Genomic DNA, 21,640 nt, shown 5'->3' on the forward strand with positions numbered 1-21,640 from the left:
TCACTCGGGCTTCACGCCCGCTTCTGCAATGACCTTTTCCCAGCGGAGCTTTTCCGACTCGATAAACTTCGCACCTTCCGTGCGAGACATCGGCATCGGATATGTACCCAGATCCTTCAGGCGGTCCACGAACGGTTGCTGGCCCAGGCTCTGGTTGACGGCCACATTGATCTGGTCCAGCACTGGCCCCGGCGTTCCCTTCGGCGCAAACACGGCGAACCAGCCTTTCGCCACCAGCCCCGGCGCCACATCCTTGGCCAGCGGTATGCCCTCCAAGCCCGGCAAGGTCCCGTCCGATGTCACGGCCAGTGCCTTGAGCCGCCCAGCCTTGACCAGTGGCACAAGCGGCGCAATGCCATCCACATACACCGATACGTCACCCTTCACGACGGCCTGGATGGCCTGCGTGGTACCGCTGAAGCTGATCTGACGGAACTTCGTTGTTTGCAACTGCCCCATCATCTCGGCCGTGAGATGCGGCACCGAGCCCCGTGTGGGACTGCCGATGGCGACATCGTCCGGTCGCGCCTTTCCGTCTTTGAGAAGATCGGACAGCGTCTTGTATGGGGTCGATGGCCCGGCCACGAACATCATCGGCGTATAGGCAAGCGTGGCCGCCACCTCTGTATCGCGCTGGATATCGAACTTCGCTTCCTTGTACATCACCGGCGTGGTAACTGCAGCGGCCGCGTGGAAGATCGCAAGCGTGTAGCCGTCGGCGGGCGCCTGCTTGAGCGCGCCCATGGCAACGATGCCATTGCCGCCAGGCTTGTTCTCGACGATGACTTGCTGCTTCCAGGCGTTGGTCAGGCGTTCGGCCACCTGTCGCGCAATGATGTCCGGCGCACTACCTGCAATCGATGGCACCAGGATGCGCACCATCTTGTCGGGATACGACGCGGCCTGTGCTGACGTGCCGACGAGCGATGCGGCAAGTGCGATGAGGGTGAACAAGGGGCGCTTCATGTTGTCTCCGTTCTGTGGAGCCGGCGTGTCGCCGGACATTATTTGATATATCGTCAATTAGCGATTGTAGTTTTATTGACTGCATCTCAAATAAGTACATACCACTAGCGCCGCGGACTTGGGAGCGACGAGCCGAAAGCGCGCGTCCTATGCAGCGCGCGCGCTCTTCTTCTTTGCCGGCTTCGCATCGCGCTGCCATCCCGCGATGCCATCGAGCGTAATGCGCAGCCCTTCCTCGAACGCCGTGTCGGAAGAGAGATGGGAGAACGACTTGCTCACGAAGCGGGCGCCGGGATATTGCTCGGCCGACACGGATTCGAGCTTATTCTGGATGAATGACTGGTGATAGGCGGGCAACTGGCGGGATGCTTCCGCCATGCTGGCCGCGACGAGATATTGCGCCAGCAAGTGATAGCCGAGCGCCACCTGTTCCGCGCTGAAGCCGCCCTGCATGATGGCGGACGTCATGCGATTGAAAAATTCGAGGCCGTAGTCGATCTCGCCCGGTTGCACGTCCTGGAACAGGCGATACCGGTTATGCGAAGCCACATAGTTGCTAACGCCCGGGTTCTCCACCGCAACCTGGAAGCTGAGCCGGGCAATTCGCTCCACATCGCCACGCCAGTCGCCGGTCAAGGCCGGAACCCGCAGCAGACGTTGCCGGTAGTAGTCGTTCAGAACTCCCGAGACCAGTTGGTCCCGCCCGCCCAGGTAGTAGTGAATCAGGCCTGGCGCCACCCCGAAGTCCTTGGCGAGCTGAACCATCGATATCTGGTCTAGCGGCATCTTCTTGGTCAGTTCGATCGCATGCTGAAGAATCGTCACACGGCTCAGCGTCGGCTCGGCGCCAATCGGCGATTCCGTCTTGGGCGGTCGCCCGCGGCGACGTGCCACGGGATTGGTCGGTGGCTCGGTGGCGGACTTGGCGGCTGGCGTTTTGCGGGGGGCAGGCATGGTCGAGGCAAGCGGGCAGGCCCGGCCGGCCCGCTCGAAATTGGTGGTGTGCCAATTCTATCCGGGATCTTCCCGCTTGCCACGCTTCATGCCGACGCTGTGGCGGGCATTGTTTCCGCGTGGCCCGCGGCCCGATAGCGCCCCAACGACAGCACCAATGCCGCGGCCGCCAGTAGCATCGCCGGCAACACGAGCAGCGGCACGTCATAGCTGCCATGGCGGTCGAACCACGCTCCCAGGCCAATCGGACCGATCACAGCCCCAAGTGCATACCCGGAAAAGGCCATGCCGAACAACGCGCCGAACGACGTCAGGCCGAAGTACGAACGGACCAGGAAGGAGATGAGGTCCCCTTCGGCACCGATGGTGAGGCCGATCAGCGCGGTCGCAATCAGCAACGTGCCGTAGTCGTGTGTGCCGCGCAGCAGGAATACGCCGATGGCTCCGCCGACGAAGAACACGCTGGCAACGAACGGCGCGTGGATGCGGTCGATCAACAGCCCGGTGGCCAGGCGCCCGACCAGCAGGCCGATGCCGACCATCGAGGCGCTGCGCGCCGCCATGGCGGCATCGAAGCCCCGGTCCGCGAATAGCGAAGGCAGGTGCGGCCCCAGGGACAGCGTCGCGGCCGAACTGAGCACGAATACGAACCAGATAGCCCAGAGCCTGTAACTGCGCAGCGCGCCACGGAGTGCTACACCCGGGGGCAGCGCCGAGACACGTGACGCGCGGGCGCCCGCGCTGATGCGCTCCCTCAGGAGGCCGCAGGCGACCAGCGAGAGCACAATCGAGCCGACTCCCAACCCAATGTACGCCATGCGCCAGCCGAACGCTGTCACAAGATACTGGGCCGTCATGGGAAGGACTACCGTGCCCGCGCCGAGGCCACACATGGCAATGCCTAACGCCAGGCCAAGCCGCCGGTCGAACCACTGCGGCAAGACCGCGAGATAGCCCAGCACCGACGTGGCCGCACCCGATACGCCAACCACCACCGACAAGGTCACCCAGAGAATCAGGCTACCGTTCTGGAGTGACATTGCGGCCGTGGCCAACCCGAACACAATGGCCGAACATACAATCACGCGACGGATGCCAAAGCGATCCATCATTGCCCCGACGATGGGACTGACGACGGCCAGCCCGAACATCGACGCCGCGTAGGAAAGCGAAGCCTGCGAACGTCCCCACCCAAACTCGCTGGCGAGCGGCCGGACAAACACGCCCGCCGTGGCATTGAACAACGGCGCATAGCCGGCGAGCATGCCGAGCGCAGCGCCCAGAATCACACCGGCATAGATCCAGGCAGATACGCGCGACGGCGCGACGGGGGCGGTTTGCATGAAGCTGTCTCCTTCTTTGTCTCGGACCCGCCTGCCATAGGCGGCCGCTGTTCTCGGTTCGCTGGTGCTCAGTTCAGGCCCGTCTGGCTGCCAAGGTACGCCCCGGCACCCGGAGCCTGCGGCGCGAGACCGAGCGTGCGCAGCATCTGGCGCGCCGTGCAGATCGCCGTGGATGTCACCGGAATGCCAAGTGCTTGCTGCGCCTGCTCGATGGCAGCCAGCGACGGCATCTGCACGCACGCGGACAGCACCACGGTGTCCACGCCCTTCACGTCAAGCCGCTTGACGTCCTCCAGCAACTGGAGCGGATCACGTTCCCCGACTTCCAGGTTGTCGAGAATCGAAAAATTGATCACGTCCTTGACTTCGATGCCTTCGTGCTCGATGTAGTCCACCACAGTCTTGGTCAGGGCGTCGCTGTATGGCGCCATCAACGAGATACGGCGGGCGCCGAAGTCCTTCAGTTCATCGACAAGGGCGCCGGCCGACGTCATGATCTGCGGCCGATACGGTGCATCGGCAATCGCGCTGCCAAGGTCGTCGATGACTTGCCTGTGATACCCCATGCCCATGCACATCGTGGCCACCAGGCACGCGGTACTCATCACATCCACGCGTGCGTCGGCCAGCTCCGCGGCGCAGCGGCCCATATCGCGATTCATCCTTTCAAGTTCCTCCGCCACCACGCGGTGCATGCGAACGCGGCTCGAATGAAAGCTGAACCGCTCCGGCAACACCTGCATGCGGCCGGCGAAGATGGTAGGCACCTCGCGCTCCATGGTGATGTTGGAGCTGGGCACGATTTGTCCGATTCGATACTTCATGATGGGTGATTCCAGAGTGTTCAGAGGGCGGGAGGCAAGAAACGGCTTAACACGGCGCGCATCGAGTCGGGAATTGGCGTGCCTTCACGCCGGTCTAACCGTACGCAGATCGGCGAGAACATGGCATCGAAGACCGGCGCGCCATCAGGACGGCGCGCGACGCAGCGAATATCGAACGAGCGCGTACGGATAGCCTCCACTACGCAGGTGATATCGATGACATCATCGGGCCAGAGCGTGCCGATGAATTCGAAGCGCATGGCCTTGCACGGTGTGCCGACGCCGTGCGCCTCGCCGAGCCGGCCTTCTCCACCGGCCATGTGCGCGGTATAGAGGCCAACCGCGCCGAGAAGGTAGTCCGTGAAGCGGCCCGTGTAGACCACGCCGGCCGGATCGCAATCGCCCCAGCGCACGGCGCGCCGAACGACGAACGGGCTTTCGCTCAGCACATACTCCGTGGCCTGGATCATGGTTGGCCTGCCGTGGATACACCGGTCACACCACCCGCGGCAAGCTCCGCCATCAGGGCGGGGAACTGGGCGCGCAACCGTTCCGCGTCCACGCGACCGGTTCGGGTCATGAAGCGGAACACGAACTCATACGGCGTCGGCAGATCCATCCACTCCCGGATACGCTCGTACCAGTTGTATGAGGCTTCCGACGCGCTGATGAGCTTGGCCTTTTCCGGTTTGCGCACATCCTCGTACTGTTGCAACGCGGCGGCCACGTCGTCGGGATGGGCGACGATGGCATCGGCCAACGCCATTGCGTCTTCCATGGCGATACGCGTGCCGGAGCCAATCGAAAAATGCGCGCTCGTCAGCGCATCGCCGATCAGAACCTGCTTGCCAACGTGCCAGTTGGCATTGAGGATGACAGGGAACTGCCGCCAGATCGAGTTGTTCGACACCAGCCCGTATCCCGCCAGTTCCGGTGCGAAGACCGTCTCGAACAGCGCCTGACGCGCTTCAGCGCTCATCGCTTCCATGCCAAAATCGACCCACGTCTGGTGATCGCACTCGGCCACGAAGGTGCTCATCGAGTCGGAGTATGGATAGTAGTGCGCGACAAAGTATCCGCCCTGGTACTTGCGGAATACCAGCGCCGGGCTTGGAAATGGCTTCTCCACGCCGAACCACGCAAAATGGTTGGTCAGCGTGCGGCGCGTTGTTGCGAATCCGGTTTCGTTGGCGGCGCGCAGTTGCGAGTTGATGCCGTCGGCCCCGACTACGAGGTCGGCGTCGATCGCGTCGAAATCCGCAATGCGCGTGTTGTACGTCACCCTCACGCCAAGCTCGCGCGCACGCTCCTGTAGCACGGACAACAGACTGATGCGGGGTATCGCCCCCCCGCCCGCGCCGGGCTTCTTCATTATGATCGGATGTTCGTGGCTCACGATCGAATGCTGGTCGTTGAATCGCATGACCTTCGCGAGGCGGTCCACGACGACTTGGGACGCCGAGCGCAGGTTGGTCAGTCCGGTGTCGGCCAGGACCACGCCAAAACCAAACGTGGCATCTTCCGGGTTCTGCTCGTAGACGTCGATGTCCACGTCCAGCATTCTTTCCTTCAGCAAGATCGCCAGGAACAAGCCAGACGGTCCGCCGCCAATAATGGCTACCTTCATTGCGCGCCTCCCGGACCAATGATCAGCGCATCCATATCGAACTGACGAATCTGGCCTGCGAGCCCCCCCGTCAAGGCGCCGTACCAGACCGCGGGCTTGAAGCCGAGTGCCTTGCGGCGAAATTCAAGCGTCGGGTTTCCGTCGATGCGTACATAGCCGTTTCCGAGCGCAGTGGCCTGGTATCCCTCCGTCGTGCGGGCCGCATCAATCAGCGCGGCGAACTCCGGGACATCAAGTACATAGACCGAGGCTTTGTCCATGGCCGGCGCCGCCTGCTCGATTCGCTCCGCCTTGCGCTGCCACACCGGTTCGATAGAGGTGAATGCGGCGCCTCCTTCGCGCGCGCGCTCCAGCTCGATAGCCGAATCGATCGTGAACGCGGCGTCCAGCTTGTCGGCATCGCTGAACGGGCGGATCTGCCACGTAATCTCGATCGGGTAGCCGTTGGGGTCGTTGAAGTAAATCGATTCGATAACTTCATGGCGAATCTGGTAGCGCAGCGGAATGCCTACCGCTTCCACGCGCTGACGCCACTGCAGAAGTTCTGCCTCATCCCGCACACGCCACGCGGTGTGCGTGGCCCGGTCCTGATAGTGCTCACGGACAGTCAACCATTCAGGGCGCTCCGTACCGATGTAGTAGAAGAACGCGATGGTGCTTCCGTTGCCGCTATCGAAGAAGAAGTGCAGGAAGTCGGCGTGGTTGTCGGGCCCCCACCCCTTGGCGGAGATGGCATGTACGAGCCGCAGGCCCAGCAGATCGCGATAGAAATGCACGGTCTCCTCTAGCTTCCAGGTAGGACGTGCCGTGTGATGGACGCCGTGCAGGGCAACAGCGGGAATGTTGGCTTGGGTCGAAGAGTTCATGTCGCTTTCCAATGTCACTGGCTCTGCTGGATGGTGGCGGTGCCTGTTTCCGCCTGGAGAAGTTGTACGATGCGGTCGCGCAGCAAGACCTTGCTGAGCTTGCCGGAGGCGGTGATGGGAAACTCAGGGATGATTTCCAGGCGCTCGGGCCACTTGAACTTGGCCAGCCCCGCTTCCTGTAGGTATTGCGTCAGCGCCGCCAGCGTCAGCCCATCGGAAACAGCAACCGGCTTGAGCAGCACGAACGCGCAGACGCGCTCGCCATAGACCTTGTCCGGCATGCCGACGACTGCCGAAGCCAGGATCGCCGGATGCTGATTGATGACGTTTTCGAGTTCCTCGGCGTTGATCTTCTCGCCGCCACGATCGACGACATCCTTGATGCGACCGCGGAAGAAGTAGTAGCGCTTTCCTTCAACCACGCTGCACGACATGAGGTCGCCCGATCGGTAGAAGCCGTCGGCGGTGAAGCGCGTGACGTCCTCCTTCTCGGACTTGTAATAGCCGCGGATCGTATAGGGGCCCCGAAACAGGGCCTCGCCGACTTCGCCGTTCGGCACGTCGTCCTCCGTGCCGGGAAAGACGACGCGGACCTCGTCGGCGGGCGAAACGGGATAGCCGACCGACTGATCGCGAATCTCGGCAGGATCCTCCGGCCGCGTGAACATGATCACGCCCTCAGTCATGCCGAAGATGTGCTGCGTTGGCGAGCCTGTCATACGCGCGAGATTCGCCGCGTTCTTGGGAGCGATGAAATTGCGGCGTGCCTTGTCCGAAGGCGTGCCGCGCAGCAACTCAGGCGCAATGCGATTCAGGATCGGGCCGGCCACGCCAAACCACGTGGGCTCGTAGTCACGCACCAACGCCTGAAGCGTGCCTTCCGAGATATCGGGCGCCACAGTCACCTTGGCGCCGCTCAACAGGAACGGGCCGAAGAAGCAACCCATATTGAGGTTGTGCATGTACGGCGTGGGGAAGAACAACACGTCTTCCGCGGTGTAGCGGTTGCAGGCCGCCACGGCGCGCATGTTGTACAGGTACTCGTTCTGAAAGCGCGGGATAATCTTGGGCACGCCCGTCGTGCCCCCGGACAACTGGAACACTGCCGCCTGGAACGGCTCGTGCGTGACCGCGGCCAGCAAGGCCTGCGCCTTGTCCAGCGGCATATCCCGAATCAGGTCTGCCAGCAGCACAGCGCGGCCTCGACGTTCACCACGCGCCTGCAGGACGAACCGGAGGCTCGGCACCTCAGCTTGCATCTCTTCGGCAAACGCCACGTCATCGAACTTGGGGTCGTCGCCCTGCACGAAGTGCAATCGCGCTCCGCAAAGATTGCCCAGGTAGCCGATCTCGAGCTTGCGGAATGCCTGTAGCGAACACAACGGGATGATGCCTGCCTTCAGGCAGCCGAAAAATGCCAGCAGCAGTTCATTGCTGTTGCCACACTGGAAGACTGCTCGGTCAAGGGGCTTCAGTCCCAGGGTCAGCAGCGCGGCGCCGAGCCGATCCGTCTGCGCATCGAGTTGCTGGTACGTGATCTCGCCTTCGGGACCGACCAGCGCCAGGCGATCCTTGTGGTCGCGAAACGACTGGCGGAACGCGCCGACCAGGGTCTCGTCGGTCAGGTGGCCATCCGTCAGGTAGCGACGCAGGCGGTCTTCGTCGGGATAGCGTACGCCGTCAAGCAAGACTGACGGACGCACGGGGGAGGGTTGGAGCATGTCTGTCTACCTGTGTTTCTATCGTTGTTATCGCACTCACACCATCGTTTCGCGGAGCCACTCGACGATGTGCTGGCCGGCAACATGCTGGCCCGGCTCTTCGTCGCGGCTAAGAGCCATGCCATGATGGTTTCCGCGCACTCGAATGTGGCGCTTGTGCTGCGCCGGTATCTGGGCGTAGATCTGGCGAATGTCTGCCGGGAACGTGCACTGGTCGCCCGTGTATTCGAGCAGCAACGTGGGCTGGTGCAGGGCGCTAAGGGTCTTGTCGAGCGCCGCATTCGACGATATCCCCGACCATGTGGACAGCCACGATTCCGGCGTGACGACGCGGCCGAATCCGACGCTGCCCCAGTTCGAGACGAAGGGATCTTTTCCCCATAGCGATCCGGTCTTTCGGTCCGAAGGATCCAGGGTGATATCCCACGACCGCAAGTCGGCATCTGTGCGCCAGACTTGGAAGATCGGCGCGTGCGCGGCAACGCGGCGGTCCGCGTCCGTACCGTTGCCTGCCTTCACCTGCTTCCGGGCTTCGTGCTTGGCCCACAGCATCGCCTTCGCGCGATCGTCGATGCGGGCCACGCGGGCAGTTTGCGCGGTGCGGTAGCGCTCGATGAATTCGGGTCCATAGTGGCCCTTGCCTGCCTCCGCATCGAATCCATTGGCTTTCGAGAACGGGTCCAGCGTCGGATCGGTCTGCATGGGATCGTTCTCATCGATCACGGACGGGTCGATGCCGGTCATCAGCAGCTTGCCCTGTCCCGGATGCGGAGACACCAGGATGAAAGCGTCAACCTCCGGCATGTGCAGCTCGCCGAGATTCGTCGGACGGCCACCGGGGGTACGCGCAATGCGCATCTCCCGTGGCGTCAGCGCCTGCTGGTTGTAGAACGTGTAGAGCCCCGCGCCTCCCGAGTTGCCGAGCATCACAATCTTCTCAAAGCCCAGGTCGCGCAGATGGGCCATGCCGGCTGCCACGTCAAACAGCGCAATCTCATGCTCGAGACGCAGATCGTTTCCGATCGAGCGCGGTCCCTGCACCCAGCATGCGCAGCCCGCGTCGAGCACGAACGGCACCAGATAGTGCGTGATCGCCATCTCGCGAGGATGCATCAGCGAGACGACGGTCTTCTCCTTTCCGGTCATGCTGAACAGGAAGCCGAGCGTGCGCTGTCCGTCCGCGGTGCCCAACGCGTAGGGCACCATCTGATACGGGCGATTCATCAGGCGAGCGTCCCAAGAGGCGCCTCGCATGCCAGCCGTCACCTGCGGCTTGTCTTGTTCAGTCACGATGTCTCCTTCATAAATGCTACTGTCTCAATAATCTAGTGACTATTTGATATACTGTCAAATAATTTCAGCGTGGCGCATTTGCGTGAAAAAAGGGCATGCCGCAAACGCGGCACGCCAGCGAAGACGCGACCCAGCAGGCGCGCCAGTTGACAACAAGGATCAGAAATTGTGGCGCAGGCCGATCACGGCGCCAAACTGGTTTGCGCCCGCAATCACGGAACCGTCGTAGCCATTCGCGCTCAGGGCAGATCCGCCTTTGTTGAGCGTGTACGACGCTGTCAGATAGGCGTCCGTGCGCTTCGAGAAGCGGTAGTCGGCCGACAGTACGATCGACAACGGGTCTTTCGCCGAAGTGCGGTCATTGGTCTTATAGGCGGCACCGGTCAGCGCAAATGCCTGCGTGAAGTTGTAGTTGGCACCGAGCCAGAACAGGTCAGTGCGGGTCATCGAGGCCAGCAGTTGGCTCACCAGGCGACGGTATCCAAAGTACGCGGTAACCGGCCCGAAGTCGCCTGCCATGGAAGCCACGTAGCGGCGCTCCGTGTTGCCAGCCGTTGCAGCCGATCGGCCGTTCAATTGGTCGTAGACGCCACCGAATCGAATGTTGCCCATGCTGTAGGAGAAGCCGGCGCTCATTTCGCGCCCGACTCGGCTGTTGCCCGGTACTTCGGAACCATTCGGTACCGTCGAGTCGACGCCAAAGCTATACAGCGCGGCGGCAGTCAGCCCCCCGAACTTGCCTGTGTACTTCACGGCATTGTCCGTGCGACCTGCCAGCCAGGTATCGTGCGAGTACGACGAGTATTTCGGTGCGAAGTACATCGGATCGAACGGGATGATCAGGTCGAAGGTCAGGTTGTGATGCCGGCCCATGGTCAACTGGCCATACGGGCTGTCCAGACCCACGTAAGCGCGGCGGCCGAACAAGCGACCGCCCTGCGCGGCTGCGCCGCTATCGAGCACCATGCCGCCCTCGAGAAGGAACACACCCTTCAGGCCACCACCCAGGTCTTCTACACCGCGCATCCCCCAGCGGCTGCCAGCGATGTTCCCCGAGGTCATCCGTACCAGGCTCGAGCTTCGCCCAGCCGAATTCGGCACGTGGTTCAGGTACTCGATCCCTGCATCGGCCACGCCGTATAGCGTCACCGAACTCTGGGCGTGCGCTGTCACACCGATGGCAAGTAGCGCACCGGCGATTGCCAGGCTCCGTTTCATGTCTCTCTCCGTATTGGTCTTGGGTCGCGGCCGGATATCGGCCCGGCGACGTGCTGTCTTGCGCTGGCGGTCTTGGCGCCCTGCCGGCCGCGCCCACGCCAGTAATTGACATACACACAATTAACGTTACGGATTTTTTGACACCCAGTCAAATAATGGTTTTCCCTACGAGACGGGGACTGGTTCTTCGGGCGGCACGGGGGGTCGTTACTGTCCTGAGCGAACGGCTGGAGCGGGGTTGGCTTCGGTCATCCAACCGCTTTCCCTCAACGACCGTGATGGGTCGTTCTGCGACAGTCTCAGCTTCCGCCCGTTCGCCCGTTAGACGCTGGTGCTACCACTCTGTATGCCGCATTCGGGCGCTACCCGACAGCGCCACTTCTGACAAATACCGCAGCACACTTTCCACTCTTTGCCACTATCGATTGACTGGCGGGCCTGGCTGGCGTTTTCTTCCTTGATCACGTTGTTCACGAGTGTGCTGCTAAATGACGATGGGGCCTACAGCCCGCCAACGTCTTCGCATACCATCGGCTACCACGCCATCATGCACAACACAACTTCCTGCCATGAAGCCGCCGCCCCTTTCTCCATATCGAACCTACGCGTGGCCTTGCCATGTTACTCACGAGCGTTCGCGACGAATGCGCGCTGGCGTATTGCCGGCGATGCGCCGGAAGCACGTAGTCATGTGCGAGCGGTCCGCGAAGCCGCAGACATTCGCAATAGTGGCCAGCGGCCTACTAGTTTCTAACAGTAGCCGCGTGGCATGGGCTACCCGTCGCCGCATGATGAAGCGCAACGGCGCTTCGCCTGTGGAGGCGCGGAAGGCCCGCATAAAATGCGGGAGGCTGACTTCCGCCATCGCCGCCAGTTCCGTGATGGCGATACTGTCGCCAAGATGGTCTTCGATGTAGTCGAGGATGCGGCGCAACCTGAACGGCGCGAGTCCGCCCTTGCAGCTCAGCAGCGGCGCGGTGGTCCCCAGTCCTGCAATTTCCACGGCAAGCATGCCGACGAGGCTTTCGCAGTAGAGCTGTTGCCCGTTGCGTGGCGTGACGCACGCCAGTGCCAGACGGTCGGCCATGGCCCAGATCGGCTTGTTCTCGAACATCAGGCGCGACGGGAAATTGGCCGCCGCGCTGGCGACGCCGCAAGCCTCGCCCAGCAGCGCATCGTCGAAATGGATCGCCACACAGCGAAAGCCGCGAATGAACCGGGTATAGCCGTACGCCTCGCCGCCCTGCTCGATGAGGCTGAGGTGGTCGCTGCCGCGATAGTAGTCGGCAAGCGACTGCGATGGCTTGTAGCGCGCCTCGATACGACCGCCGGTCTCACGCAAGGCTGCGCGCAGGCTCACGCGCCGCGATCCGATCGGGCGGGCAACGTCCTGCAGCTCGCCGTATTCGAAGACTTCCACCTCGGTGTTCGCCCAAGTACTGGTGATTCGGCTCTGATGCACGTCCGTGACGATACGTACCACTTTCCGTCTCCTGCCAACTTTCAACTACCTTGTGTACTGACAATATGGATTCGAGGCTGCAAATTCGTCTCGACCGGAATGCCAAGCTTCCGCTGTCGGAGCAGATTCGCCTGAGCATTGCTAGGGCGATAGACTCGGGCGTGCTCACCCCTGGCACCCGGCTGCCCTCATGGCAAGACCTGGCCGCGCGTCTCGGTGTAGCGCGCGGCACGGTACAAGCGGCGTACGAGCGTTTGTCCGACGCGCGGATCATCGAAACCTTCGGTGCACGGGGCACCCGCGTCGCGCCTAGGCCACGCGTACCGGTGGCCCAGCCAAAAGCGCCGCGGCCCGGGTCATTCATGAGTACCTATCTCCAGATGAACACGGGACCGGCTATCTTCCAGATCGGCATACCGGCGCTGGAAGGGCTACCTGACCGGCTCTTTGCACGCGCGCGTTCTTCGAATCTACTGAAAACGGGCACGTTCTCGTCATTGATATATCCCGATCCCCGTGGCGAGCTCGCACTGCGTCGGGAGATTGCAGGCTATCTCGCCATTTCCAGAAACCTGCACTGCCTGCCTGATCAGGTCTTCATCACTTCTGGCTACATCTCTGGCCTGGGTCTCGCACTGCGGGTGCTGGGGCTGGACGGCAAAAAGGCCTGGATGGAAGAACCCGGCTTCATGGTCACCCGCAAGGCCCTCGAGCTTGCACGCCTGACCACCGTTCCGGTACCCGTGGACGCCGAGGGCATCAACGTCGAATATGGCATCGAGCGTGCGCCGCATGCCGCGTTGGCCGTCGTGACGCCCGGGCAGCAAGCGCCGTTGGGCTCGACGCTGTCGTTGACGCGACGGCGGCACCTACTTGAATGGGCGGCTGCCAGCGACGCCTGGATTATCGAAGACGACTACCTCAGCGAACTGCAGCTCGATGGCCGGGCGGCTCCCGCCTTGGCATCGCTGAGCGGAGCCGGCCGGGTCATTCATATCGGCACATTTAGCAAGACCATCAGCCCGGCTCTGCGGCTCGGATTTGTCGTGGCGCCGCCCGAACTGATCACCCCGCTCTCAGAAGTCGCCGCAACGCTTGCGCCTGCGCCCACACCGATCATCCAACTCGCCACGGCTCAGTTCATGCGCGATGGCCACTACATCCGTCGCATCCGCCGTCTCAAGCGGCTTTACTCCACGCAACGTGAAGCGCTGTGCGAGCAGTTGCGTCTCCGCGATGCCGCGTGGACAGCCGCGGGCCTGGCGATACTGCTCAGGCTCCCGGACGGCGCGCCCGATACCCGGATCGTCCGGGAGGCGATGGATTTCGGCATGGCGCCGTCGCCGCTATCGAAGTGGTTCGCCACGCCATCCCCCGCAGCGTCGGGCCTCCTGCTGGGGGTTGCAACCGCGCCGGAAGCCGAGGTCAGTGCATCATGCCGTCGTCTGTTCGAGATCATCGACCGGTCTTGCCACTCTCCCATGGCCCGCGACCGACGCCAGAAGCAGGGAAACCGAGGCACCGAGCAAGACAAGATCCTTGAGCAGGAACTGACCCGGCATCGCTGAGATGGCTGGAAATCCCCCTGCCGTCCCTTCCGCCACGCCCGGAGTGCTCAAGAAGAACGTGAGCGTGATCAGGTAGGTTGCCGCCGACATGGCAGCGCCCAATGCCGAGAATATGGGCCGGAACGCGCCAAGAATCAGCGCCACCGAGGTCGACAGTTCGAGTATCCCAATTGCGTAACTCGCCCCTTGCACGCCAAGCAGCATGTGCATCCAGCTCATGATCGGGCTGTTGGCGATAAAAGGCGCGATGCCACTGGCCTCGTAGGCAGTGAACTTCATGCCGCCGAACCAGAGGAACACGATGACGAGCGTCCATCTAAGGGGAGCCAGAAGAGACAGCGATTCAACGCCCTTTTCGGCGATCTGCAGCCGAAGCTGGTGTGCAAGAGTTCTCATTTGATTTTCCATTCAGATTGCTCGGATGCTTGAGCTTTCAATCTAGCTCTACGCAATACCGATTTCGAGACTGCATCGGCGCAATAAGCTGCGCAAAAGGATCAACACGGCGCGCATCACGTTCCCTGGCGTGCCAGGCGGCGCCATTGCCCTGGGGTCATGCTCATTTTCTCGGTGAACACGCGCCGGAATGCCGCCACGGACCGGTAGCCGACCGAGTCAGCCACTGCTTCGGTGGTCGCTCCGGGCTTTCTCAGCGCGTTGGCCGCCAGGCTCATCCGGATATCGGTCAGCAGGTCATTGGCCGACCGCCCAAGACTTGACTGGAAATGCCGCATGAATGTAGCGCGAGACATGCTGCACAGCTCGGCGAGCTCCGCCAGGTTCCAGGGTCGGGCCGGATCCGCGAACATGGCCGAAATCGCCGGGGCCAGTCGTGGATGGCCGGCAAGCGCCAGCAAGCCTGCCGGGGACTGTTGCGATTCACTCGCCGCGCGCAGCACCAGTGTGAACAGTGCAAAACTCAACGCGTTGAGCATGGCGTATCCGCCCGGCTTGTCGGTGGCGCATTCCATGCGCATGAGCCCCATCAGCCTTGCCAGATCCTTGGTGGCGGACAAGACATTGTCTGCACCCCCGCCGTCGGTTGCCCGCACCACGAACGTTGCGGGCAGGTAATCACGAATCATCCGGTCGTGCGGGGGACCGATGAAAAACCGTCCGCAGAGCATGTCCAGGGGCTCGCCATTGCCGTCATTCTCGCTAAGCGTCCAGCCTGCGGAGCCCTGGCGATTGGAAGTGGCCCCGGGTACATGCCCGCTACCATCGTGGAGCACATGCGCCGCGCCGTGAGGCAGCAACAGGATATCGCCAGCCAACAGCTCCGTGACCGTGCGCGTCTGCGGATCTTCAAGTACGGCCCGTCCCTTCAGCACCATGTGATAGGGAATCTCGTGCGCGGCGGACTCGTCCCAGGCCACGCGCCATGGCGCGCCGTACACGCAGCGCACCTGCAGTTGCCCGGTGATGTCGATCATCTGCAGGAGCTGGCTCAGCCAGTCAATCCGGGACACTTTACCGTCGGAATATTGATCCACTTGAACGCCTCATCGCTATCGCACACGGGACGTAGCCGCTACACAGCACAGGCTACGTCCCTGCTGGCTTCAGATCGAGCCGGCCGGCGCCACCGCCGGGAAGTCCTTGTCCGGATCGAACACGTTGTTGAAGAAGTTGGTCAGCGAGTACATGGCCACGAGCGCAACAATCTCGATGACGTTTGGTTCGGTGTAGCCCGCATCGCGCACTGCTTTCAGGTCTGCGTCGCTCACCTGGCCGCGCGTCTCGATTACCTTGCGCGCAAACTGCAGCGCCGCGTCGCGCTTCGGATCACTGGCGTGGCCCTTTCGGGCAAGGATAATCTCATCGGCCGGCAGTTTGGCCAGATGCTCGGCCGTAAAGCTGTGAACGGTCAGGCAGTAGTTGCAGCCATTCACTTCGGACACAGCCAGGCCGATCCCGTCGCGCGTCTTCACATCGAGCGCCTTGCTCAGGCCGCCCAGCAGCGTGGCCCATGCGTTGAACGCAATCGGGCTCTGCGCGAAGCTTGCCATCATGTTCGGCGTGAAGCCGATGTTCTTCGTGAATGCATCGAGCGTCGCCTTCGATTCGGCGGGTACCTGTTCCTGGTTCAGCACTGCGGTTCTTGCCATTGTGGACTCCTTGGATAAATTGACTGGGATTGACGGTTAAACGAGATCCAGCACATCGGCCACGGGCACGCGTGGCTTCTGCGCCCAGTTTCCCGGACGCTCGGGGCCCACGGAAAGCAGCATGACCGGCACCTCGTTGGCCGCCAGTCCAAATTCACCGTGCACCGCCTCGGCATCGAAGCCGATCATCGGGGTCGACCCCATGCCCAGCGAACGGGCCGCGTAAATCATTGCCGCCGCGCCAAACGTGCCGGTGCGCACGGCTTCATCCCGCTGGCGTTGCGGATAGTCCTGGTACAGATTGCGTGCGGGGTTTTCCCACTCGGGCACCATCGCCGCCGGCATGACGCCAGCCGCCACCAGCGGCGCCAGGCGTTCCGGAATCACGCTGGCGTCGGCCAGTTGGCCGATGATGATGAAGGTCACGGCGGCATCGGTGATTGCCGGCTGGCTCCAGGCAATCGGGCTAAGCTTGGCCTTGGCGGCCGCCGTGCGCACGGCGATAAATCGCCAGTTCTGCATGTGGAACGACGTCGGCGCGGATGTGCCGATGCGGACCAGCTCGCGGATCTGGTCGTCGCTCAAGGTGGCGGCCGGATCGTAGTACTTGGCCGCGCTGCGATTCAGGATGCATTCGATAACGGCGTTGGTCATGTTGATTGCGGTAGTCATGTTGATCTTCGAGGTTGAAGCCATACGCCGAAGGGCACTCGGCAAGGCGGCGCGCACTTCTGGCGCGGACGTTTCATTGGTTGGTTGTGAGCCTCCACTTTAGCGGTGTCAGATAGCGATTTCGAGGCTGTTTTTGCTCAAATCAGTGCCCGAAAGGATCAGTTTGAAGTAGGTTGAATGCTGCACTTGCCACAGAAGGCCACGGCGCCTCGGGTGTGCGCCGCGCGTGACATGCGAGGTTGGGTAACGCGTTGGTATGTGCCCGGATCAGGCCGCGAGCTTCGGCGCCTCGGCACCGAAATGCGGATGCCGGGAAAAAATGTCGGCAGCCCAGTTCACGAACACCCGCACCTTTGCCGACAGGTGCCGGTTCTGCGGATACATCGCGGAGATCGGTATTGGGTCGCTCTGCCAGCCGGACATGATTTCCACCAGCCGGCCACTGTCGACATAGGGCGCGGCTGTCGCCCGTGACATGCATGCAATGCCGTGGCCGTCCAACGCGCAGCCCAGATGGACATCGGTATCGTTCGTGGCAATTACGGAGGGCAGCAGCACTTCGCCGCGTTCGCCGCCGCGAGCGAGCGACCACGGCGTCGCGCGTCCGGTGCGGTTAGACAGAAGACTCACCGCCTTGTGCTGCGCCAGCTCCGTAAGATCCTGGGGCGTGCCGAAGCGGCGCAAATAGATCGGCGACGCGTAGAGCGCCAGCCGTAGCCAGCCGATGCTGCGCGCCACCATGGCTTCTTCCAGCGCGCCCACGCGCAGCACCACGTCCACGCCTTCTTTTAGCAGGTCAATCGGCTTGCCGTTGCTGGTCAGTTCGAGCCTGATCTCCGGATACGCATTGCAGAAGTCATGCAGTTGCGGCATAAGGACCATTTTCGCGATCCCGCTCGTGGTGTCCACGTTCAGCGTGCCGCGCGGCGAGTTGTTATGGCTTGTCAGCAGGTACTCCGCTTCGTCGATGTCGGCCAGGATGCGTACGCAGCGTTCGTAGTAGGCGGCGCCCTCGGTGGTCACGCTGATGCGGCGCGTGGTCCGGTGCAGCAGCTTGACCGCAAGATGCGTCTCCAGCTTTTGGATCAGTCGGGTAAGCGTGGCCTTGGGAAGATTCAGAGATTCCGCGGCGCCTGCAAAGCTGCCGACATCCACCACTCGCGTGAAAGCCTGCATCGAGACGAGACGATCCATGACGACAGCTCTCCAAAGGCGTAGGGCTTAGAGACCGTCTCACTTGGCGCTGGCTGAGTGACTGGGAGACCGTCTTGATGTCCGCATTCTGTACGCTCGACCGCGCGAATTGAAGAACCAAGATCTTCGCTTTCGTGTGTACCAAGAATGGGATGCACGGAAGTGCGTTGACCGAACCGGAGGGCAGGCACGCTATAAGTCGGGACGATATCCTTGCGCCGCCTCGACTTCGCGGATGCGTCGAACGACGCTGATGGGCGGTACTTGCTTGGCGCCTGCCAAGCCCTTGCTAAGGGGCGTCTATGGCAGCGAGCGGCCAGGAGCGGTCGGTGACTTGCTCCGTGGCCATGGCCGGATAGCAGCAAGCAGCGGTCTTGGGACAAATGGCCCATCAACGGTGCTGCGTAATCGTACCCTGTTGCCCGCGTGGAAACTTGGCGACCGCCTGCTCAGGACGGCGTCCATGACCGATTCGTCGAAGCGGTCGCCGAACGGGTCGCCCGAATTCGCGTGGATCAGGGTCTTCAAGAGGAGTCCGTCGTCGGGCCGTTGATCAACCAAGCTGCGCTGGATAAGCTCGCCGCCTTGGTCGAGGATGCGAAGCAAGCCGGGGCCAGGGTTGTCTTGGGTGGAAAGCCCCATGCGAAGGGCAGTCTGTTCTATGAGCCGACCAGTCTCTCAGATCTCAACGATCAGATCACAGTGGCCAACACTGAAATCGTCAAGTACGTGCTAATGAGCGGGCTTGATAAGTAAGGCTGTCGCGTCCGGGCAGCGCGCTACCGCACGCAACGCAGATTCGATCCGGCAGCAACGTCTTGAAGTGCGACCCATTCCCCCGAAACAAAAAGTCAACGCAGCGTTCCATAAAGTCGATTGGAGGCATGGTGGCATGGCTCTAAGCTCCAGCAATAGAAGACCTATTCATGGAGACGAGCATGCTCGGAGACAGCTTGACGGGACTGAAGGTCCTTGATTTTTCCCACGTGCTTGCAGGACCTGTCGCGTCGATGACGCTCGCCGACCTCGGCGCGCACGTCGTCAAGATCGAACCGCTCGATGGCGAAATTGGGCGTTGCATCGGACCGCCATGGCTGAACGGCGAGAGCCCGACCTTCATGAGCGTCAATCGCAACAAGCGTAGTCTCGCGGTCGATCTCAAGTCACCCGAGGGACGCGCGGCGATTCAKAAAATGGCCCGCAGCGCTGACGTCATTATCGAGAACTTCCGACCCGGCGTCATGGATAAACTGGGACTGGGATTCGCATCGCTGTCGGAGCAGAATCCGCGGCTCGTCTACTGTTCGATCTCGGCATTCGGGCAGGAAGGACCGCTAAGCTCGCGGCCCGGTGTTGACGGCATTATCCAGGCGGTGAGCGGGCTCATGAGTACGCTTGGCGAGCAGGGCTCCCCTCCCGCCAAAGTCCCGACCCCCATCGCCGACATGGTGACGGGATACCTTGCAACGATCGCCGTTCTCGCTGCCCTGCGGCGTGCCCGGACCGAGCGCGGCGGGCAACATCTGGACGTCAGCCTGTACAACGCAACCATCATGCTGCAACAGGCCAGCTTTGCCGCCTACTTCGCTTCAGGCAAGGAGCCCGAGAGATCCGGCAGTGCCGCCCCTTACGCGTGCCCCAACGAAGCGTATCCCACCGCCGACGGGTGGATCATGGTCGTCGCCTATCATCCGGCACGATGGCGCGCGCTCTGCGAACTCTTGGCGCTTGCCGATGATGTGTCGGATGACCGATTCTCGACCAACGATGGACGGGTAGCCAATCGCGACGCGCTGCGGGAGATTCTTTCGGAGAGATTCCGTGCCCGCACTACCGCGGAGTGGGTCGATAGCCTCACCGCGAGGGACATCATCTGCGCTCCGGTGCTGAGCTACGACCAGGTCATGGCCTCACCTGAGTACGCCTCCAGCCACCTGTCGTGCGAGGTCGAGCATCCGGTCGCAGGACGCCTCCGCACGCATCGGTTCGCACTGGGCCCGCAGCATGAATCGAACGAAGTGGATGAATGGCCTACGCCTGCTCCTGTGACAGGGCAGCACACAGCCGAGGTGCTGAGCCTCTACGGCATGAGGGACGATGAGATCGAAGAGCTCATCCGATGCGGAGCCGTCCTTGACACATCCACACGGGTCGCCCCGCCCTACCAGATGGAAATGGATTCCCTATGAGTGCGCCTATTTTCAGGCAACTTGCGCATGATCGCGTCGTGCTGCTTCGCCTTGCTTCCAGCAATACGCTTAACCCGCTTACCGATGGACTGATCGATGCATTGGTCGAAGCGCTGCTCGCAAACGAGGCCGATCCGGACGTGGCGGTCACCGTCATCACGGGAAGCGAGCGCGCCTTCGCTGCCGGCGCGGACATCGCAGCGATGCGGCAACTGGACTATCCGACAGCATTCCAGCGGGACTACATCGGCCGCAACTGGGACACTCTCCGCACACTGAGAAAGCCTGTGATTGCCGCGGTCAACGGCTATGCATTCGGCGGCGGATGCGAGCTTGCGATGATATGCGACATCGTCATCGCCGCGGAGGATGCGAAATTCGGCCAACCTGAGATCAAGCTTGGCATCGTGCCCGGCGCTGGCGGCACTCAACGACTTCCGCGTGCCATTGGAAAGTCCTCGGCGATGCTCATGTGTCTCTCTGGCGAACCGATATCTGCGCATGAAGCGCTGAGCATGGGGCTTGTTTCCAAGCTCACATCACGAGAGGAATTAGTGCCGGTGGCCATCGAAGTCGCGAAATCCATTGCGAGACACTCGTTGCCTGTCGTGATGGCTATCAAGGAAGCCGTGAACAGATCGTTCGAAAACTCGCTGTCAGAGGGCCTCCTGTTCGAGCGAAGAACCTTTCAGGCGGGCTTTTCCCTCAGTGACCAGAAGGAAGGGATGTCAGCCTTCCTCGAACGGCGGCCGGCCAATTTCGTCGGACGTTAACCCAATCCCATGCACCAGGAGAAAACATGATCGCTAGCAATGCGCCGGAGAATGGGCGGGTCCTCAGCACGCTGGAGTCCGGCGTCCTGACGTTGACGCTGAATAGCCCTTTGGATGGCAATGCCCTTGACCTTGCGATGACGGCAAGTCTATCCGAGGCACTGGAAAGCATCAATGGGATGGCGGATGTCCATTGCGTCCTGATCCGCTCGTCCGGCCGCCACTTCTGTACGGGTGGCAACGTCAAGGACATGAAGCAGGGCAGTGATCTGATGGCAGGAAGCGTGAGCGAGGTGAAAGACCGGCTTCGTCGCGAGTTACATCGCATCACGCGTGCGCTGGTTGGCCTCGAAGTCCCGTCCATCTGCGCGGTCAATGGTGCGGCCGTCGGCGCCGGATGCGATCTGGCGTTGATGTGCGACATCCGCATTGCCGGGATAAGCGCGAGTTTTGCCGAAAGCTTCCTGCGCCTCGGCCTGGTGTCGGGCATCGGTGGCGCATGGTTCCTCACGCGGATCGTCGGTCCCGCCAAGGCGTTGGAACTGACGCTGACCAGTGAATTCATCGATGCGGGAGAAGCCCACCGGCTCGGGATCGTGTCGCGAGTGGTGGCCGATGCCGATCTGGATGCGAGCGCGTTTGCCTTGGCTGCGGAAATCGCGCGCAAGCCCCCTATTTCGCTGAGAATGGCAAAGAGCCTGGTTAGAGAGTCTGCCGGCATGTCGCTACCGGCGGCGCTGGAGATGGCCGCCTCGATGCAGGCCATCCTGCTTTGTGGCGACGAGCACAAGCGGGCGGTGCATCGGCTTCTGGAGCGGCAAGCCGAAGCGAAGGCCGAGGGAGCGCGGTAGGGTCGAGGGCT

General features: G+C 62.1%; 20 protein-coding genes and 1 pseudogene. 5 read left to right on the forward strand and 16 right to left on the reverse strand.

All coding sequences use genetic code 11. The features are described from left to right. The 11 genes from AC1DP9_RS13440 to AC1DP9_RS13490 form a co-directional block, all read right to left on the reverse strand. Entirely contained in the window at nucleotides 1-1,005 is a 1,005-nt protein-coding gene (locus AC1DP9_RS13440; RefSeq protein WP_477107635.1) for a Bug family tripartite tricarboxylate transporter substrate binding protein, read from the reverse strand. Between the two features lie 108 nt (nucleotides 1,006-1,113). Then, a complete protein-coding gene (locus AC1DP9_RS13445) occupies nucleotides 1,114-1,860 on the reverse strand; it encodes a TetR/AcrR family transcriptional regulator (RefSeq protein WP_477107636.1) in 747 nt (248 codons plus the stop codon). A 146-nt stretch (nucleotides 1,861-2,006) separates the two neighbouring features. Further along, on the reverse strand, nucleotides 2,007-3,263 hold the full coding sequence (locus AC1DP9_RS13450) for an MFS transporter (RefSeq protein ID WP_455155309.1): 1,257 nt from the start codon (nucleotides 3,261-3,263) through the stop codon (nucleotides 2,007-2,009). Between the two features lie 68 nt (nucleotides 3,264-3,331). Continuing rightward, nucleotides 3,332-4,087, reverse strand: coding sequence for a maleate cis-trans isomerase family protein (locus AC1DP9_RS13455; RefSeq protein WP_455155310.1), 756 nt, complete (start codon nucleotides 4,085-4,087; stop codon nucleotides 3,332-3,334). Nucleotides 4,088-4,107: 20 nt separating this feature from the next. Continuing rightward, nucleotides 4,108-4,557 (reverse strand): acyl-CoA thioesterase, encoded by a 450-nt coding sequence (locus AC1DP9_RS13460; protein WP_455155311.1) that lies wholly within the window; start codon nucleotides 4,555-4,557, stop codon nucleotides 4,108-4,110. Next, nucleotides 4,554-5,714, reverse strand: a complete 1,161-nt coding sequence (locus tag AC1DP9_RS13465; RefSeq protein WP_477107637.1) for an FAD-dependent monooxygenase — start codon at nucleotides 5,712-5,714, stop codon at nucleotides 4,554-4,556. Before AC1DP9_RS13465 ends, AC1DP9_RS13460 begins: the two co-directional genes overlap by 4 nt. Continuing rightward, nucleotides 5,711-6,580 (reverse strand): VOC family protein, encoded by an 870-nt coding sequence (locus tag AC1DP9_RS13470; protein WP_455155313.1) that lies wholly within the window; start codon nucleotides 6,578-6,580, stop codon nucleotides 5,711-5,713. Before AC1DP9_RS13470 ends, AC1DP9_RS13465 begins: the two co-directional genes overlap by 4 nt. Nucleotides 6,581-6,594: 14 nt before the next feature. After that, nucleotides 6,595-8,301, reverse strand: a complete 1,707-nt coding sequence (locus AC1DP9_RS13475; RefSeq protein WP_477107638.1) for an AMP-binding protein — start codon at nucleotides 8,299-8,301, stop codon at nucleotides 6,595-6,597. A 36-nt stretch (nucleotides 8,302-8,337) separates the two neighbouring features. Continuing rightward, on the reverse strand, nucleotides 8,338-9,525 hold the full coding sequence (locus tag AC1DP9_RS13480) for an alpha/beta hydrolase (protein WP_477107664.1): 1,188 nt from the start codon (nucleotides 9,523-9,525) through the stop codon (nucleotides 8,338-8,340). Between the two features lie 228 nt (nucleotides 9,526-9,753). Beyond that, complete coding sequence (locus AC1DP9_RS13485; protein WP_455155315.1) at nucleotides 9,754-10,812, reverse strand: porin; 1,059 nt, start codon at nucleotides 10,810-10,812, stop codon at nucleotides 9,754-9,756. Between the two features lie 625 nt (nucleotides 10,813-11,437). Further along, entirely contained in the window at nucleotides 11,438-12,295 is an 858-nt protein-coding gene (locus AC1DP9_RS13490) for a helix-turn-helix domain-containing protein (RefSeq protein ID WP_477107639.1), read from the reverse strand. A gap of 44 nt (nucleotides 12,296-12,339) precedes the next feature. On the opposite strand from AC1DP9_RS13490, the pseudogene pdxR reads away from it, so the two are divergent. Further along, nucleotides 12,340-13,746 (forward strand): annotated as a pseudogene (gene pdxR / locus AC1DP9_RS13495) (MocR-like pyridoxine biosynthesis transcription factor PdxR); the annotation flags it as partial. On the opposite strand, the gene AC1DP9_RS13500 reads toward pdxR, so the two are convergent. From AC1DP9_RS13500 to AC1DP9_RS13520, 5 genes are all read right to left on the reverse strand, one after another. Beyond that, nucleotides 13,708-14,238 (reverse strand): YkgB family protein, encoded by a 531-nt coding sequence (locus AC1DP9_RS13500; RefSeq protein WP_477107640.1) that lies wholly within the window; start codon nucleotides 14,236-14,238, stop codon nucleotides 13,708-13,710. The pseudogene pdxR and the gene AC1DP9_RS13500 overlap by 39 nt on opposite strands. Before the next feature lie 116 nt (nucleotides 14,239-14,354). Further along, nucleotides 14,355-15,311 carry an AraC family transcriptional regulator gene (locus AC1DP9_RS13505; RefSeq protein WP_441645433.1) on the reverse strand — a complete coding sequence of 319 codons (957 nt, stop codon included), beginning with the start codon at nucleotides 15,309-15,311 and terminating at the stop codon, nucleotides 14,355-14,357. Nucleotides 15,312-15,404: 93 nt separating this feature from the next. After that, nucleotides 15,405-15,950, reverse strand: a complete 546-nt coding sequence (locus tag AC1DP9_RS13510) for a carboxymuconolactone decarboxylase family protein (RefSeq protein ID WP_144196839.1) — start codon at nucleotides 15,948-15,950, stop codon at nucleotides 15,405-15,407. Between the two features lie 36 nt (nucleotides 15,951-15,986). Next, on the reverse strand, nucleotides 15,987-16,622 hold the full coding sequence (locus tag AC1DP9_RS13515) for a nitroreductase family protein (RefSeq protein ID WP_477107641.1): 636 nt from the start codon (nucleotides 16,620-16,622) through the stop codon (nucleotides 15,987-15,989). Between the two features lie 267 nt (nucleotides 16,623-16,889). Continuing rightward, a complete protein-coding gene (locus AC1DP9_RS13520; RefSeq protein WP_477107642.1) occupies nucleotides 16,890-17,816 on the reverse strand; it encodes a LysR family transcriptional regulator in 927 nt (308 codons plus the stop codon). Nucleotides 17,817-18,242: 426 nt separating this feature from the next. Here AC1DP9_RS13520 and AC1DP9_RS13525 point away from each other — a divergent pair, with 426 nt between their 5' ends. The 4 genes from AC1DP9_RS13525 to AC1DP9_RS13540 all read left to right on the forward strand — a co-directional run bounded on the left by AC1DP9_RS13525 (nucleotide 18,243) and on the right by AC1DP9_RS13540 (nucleotide 21,629). Then, a complete protein-coding gene (locus tag AC1DP9_RS13525) occupies nucleotides 18,243-18,572 on the forward strand; it encodes an aldehyde dehydrogenase family protein (protein WP_477107643.1) in 330 nt (109 codons plus the stop codon). Nucleotides 18,573-18,742: 170 nt separating this feature from the next. After that, nucleotides 18,743-20,005 carry a CaiB/BaiF CoA transferase family protein gene (locus tag AC1DP9_RS13530; RefSeq protein WP_477107644.1) on the forward strand — a complete coding sequence of 421 codons (1,263 nt, stop codon included), beginning with the start codon at nucleotides 18,743-18,745 and terminating at the stop codon, nucleotides 20,003-20,005. Next, entirely contained in the window at nucleotides 20,002-20,778 is a 777-nt protein-coding gene (locus tag AC1DP9_RS13535) for an enoyl-CoA hydratase-related protein (protein ID WP_477107645.1), read from the forward strand. The genes AC1DP9_RS13530 and AC1DP9_RS13535 overlap by 4 nt, the downstream gene beginning before the upstream one ends. 26 nt (nucleotides 20,779-20,804) lie before the next feature. Next, entirely contained in the window at nucleotides 20,805-21,629 is an 825-nt protein-coding gene (locus AC1DP9_RS13540; RefSeq protein WP_477107646.1) for an enoyl-CoA hydratase-related protein, read from the forward strand. Nucleotides 21,630-21,640: the final 11 nt, after the last annotated feature.

The sequence above is a fragment of the Cupriavidus sp. 01L43 genome, assembly GCF_056399925.1.

Bases quoted from the DNA above. Each gene is read 5' to 3' on its own strand.
- AC1DP9_RS13500 (WP_477107640.1), bottom strand. From the start codon at position 14,238: ATGAGAACTCTTGCACACCAGCTTCGGCTGCAGATCGCCGAAAAGGGC.
- AC1DP9_RS13465 (WP_477107637.1), bottom strand. From the start codon at position 5,714: ATGAAGGTAGCCATTATTGGCGGCGGACCGTCTGGCTTGTTCCTGGCG.
- AC1DP9_RS13455 (WP_455155310.1), bottom strand. From the start codon at position 4,087: ATGAAGTATCGAATCGGACAAATCGTGCCCAGCTCCAACATCACCATG.
- AC1DP9_RS13515 (WP_477107641.1), bottom strand. From the start codon at position 16,622: ATGACTACCGCAATCAACATGACCAACGCCGTTATCGAATGCATCCTG.
- AC1DP9_RS13440 (WP_477107635.1), bottom strand. From the start codon at position 1,005: ATGTCCGGCGACACGCCGGCTCCACAGAACGGAGACAACATGAAGCGC.
- AC1DP9_RS13460 (WP_455155311.1), bottom strand. From the start codon at position 4,557: ATGATCCAGGCCACGGAGTATGTGCTGAGCGAAAGCCCGTTCGTCGTT.
- AC1DP9_RS13510 (WP_144196839.1), bottom strand. From the start codon at position 15,950: ATGGCAAGAACCGCAGTGCTGAACCAGGAACAGGTACCCGCCGAATCG.
- AC1DP9_RS13475 (WP_477107638.1), bottom strand. From the start codon at position 8,301: ATGCTCCAACCCTCCCCCGTGCGTCCGTCAGTCTTGCTTGACGGCGTA.
- AC1DP9_RS13520 (WP_477107642.1), bottom strand. From the start codon at position 17,816: ATGGATCGTCTCGTCTCGATGCAGGCTTTCACGCGAGTGGTGGATGTC.
- AC1DP9_RS13470 (WP_455155313.1), bottom strand. From the start codon at position 6,580: ATGAACTCTTCGACCCAAGCCAACATTCCCGCTGTTGCCCTGCACGGC.
- AC1DP9_RS13540 (WP_477107646.1), top strand. From the start codon at position 20,805: ATGATCGCTAGCAATGCGCCGGAGAATGGGCGGGTCCTCAGCACGCTG.
- AC1DP9_RS13485 (WP_455155315.1), bottom strand. From the start codon at position 10,812: ATGAAACGGAGCCTGGCAATCGCCGGTGCGCTACTTGCCATCGGTGTG.
- AC1DP9_RS13450 (WP_455155309.1), bottom strand. From the start codon at position 3,263: ATGCAAACCGCCCCCGTCGCGCCGTCGCGCGTATCTGCCTGGATCTAT.
- AC1DP9_RS13535 (WP_477107645.1), top strand. From the start codon at position 20,002: ATGAGTGCGCCTATTTTCAGGCAACTTGCGCATGATCGCGTCGTGCTG.
- AC1DP9_RS13480 (WP_477107664.1), bottom strand. From the start codon at position 9,525: ATGAATCGCCCGTATCAGATGGTGCCCTACGCGTTGGGCACCGCGGAC.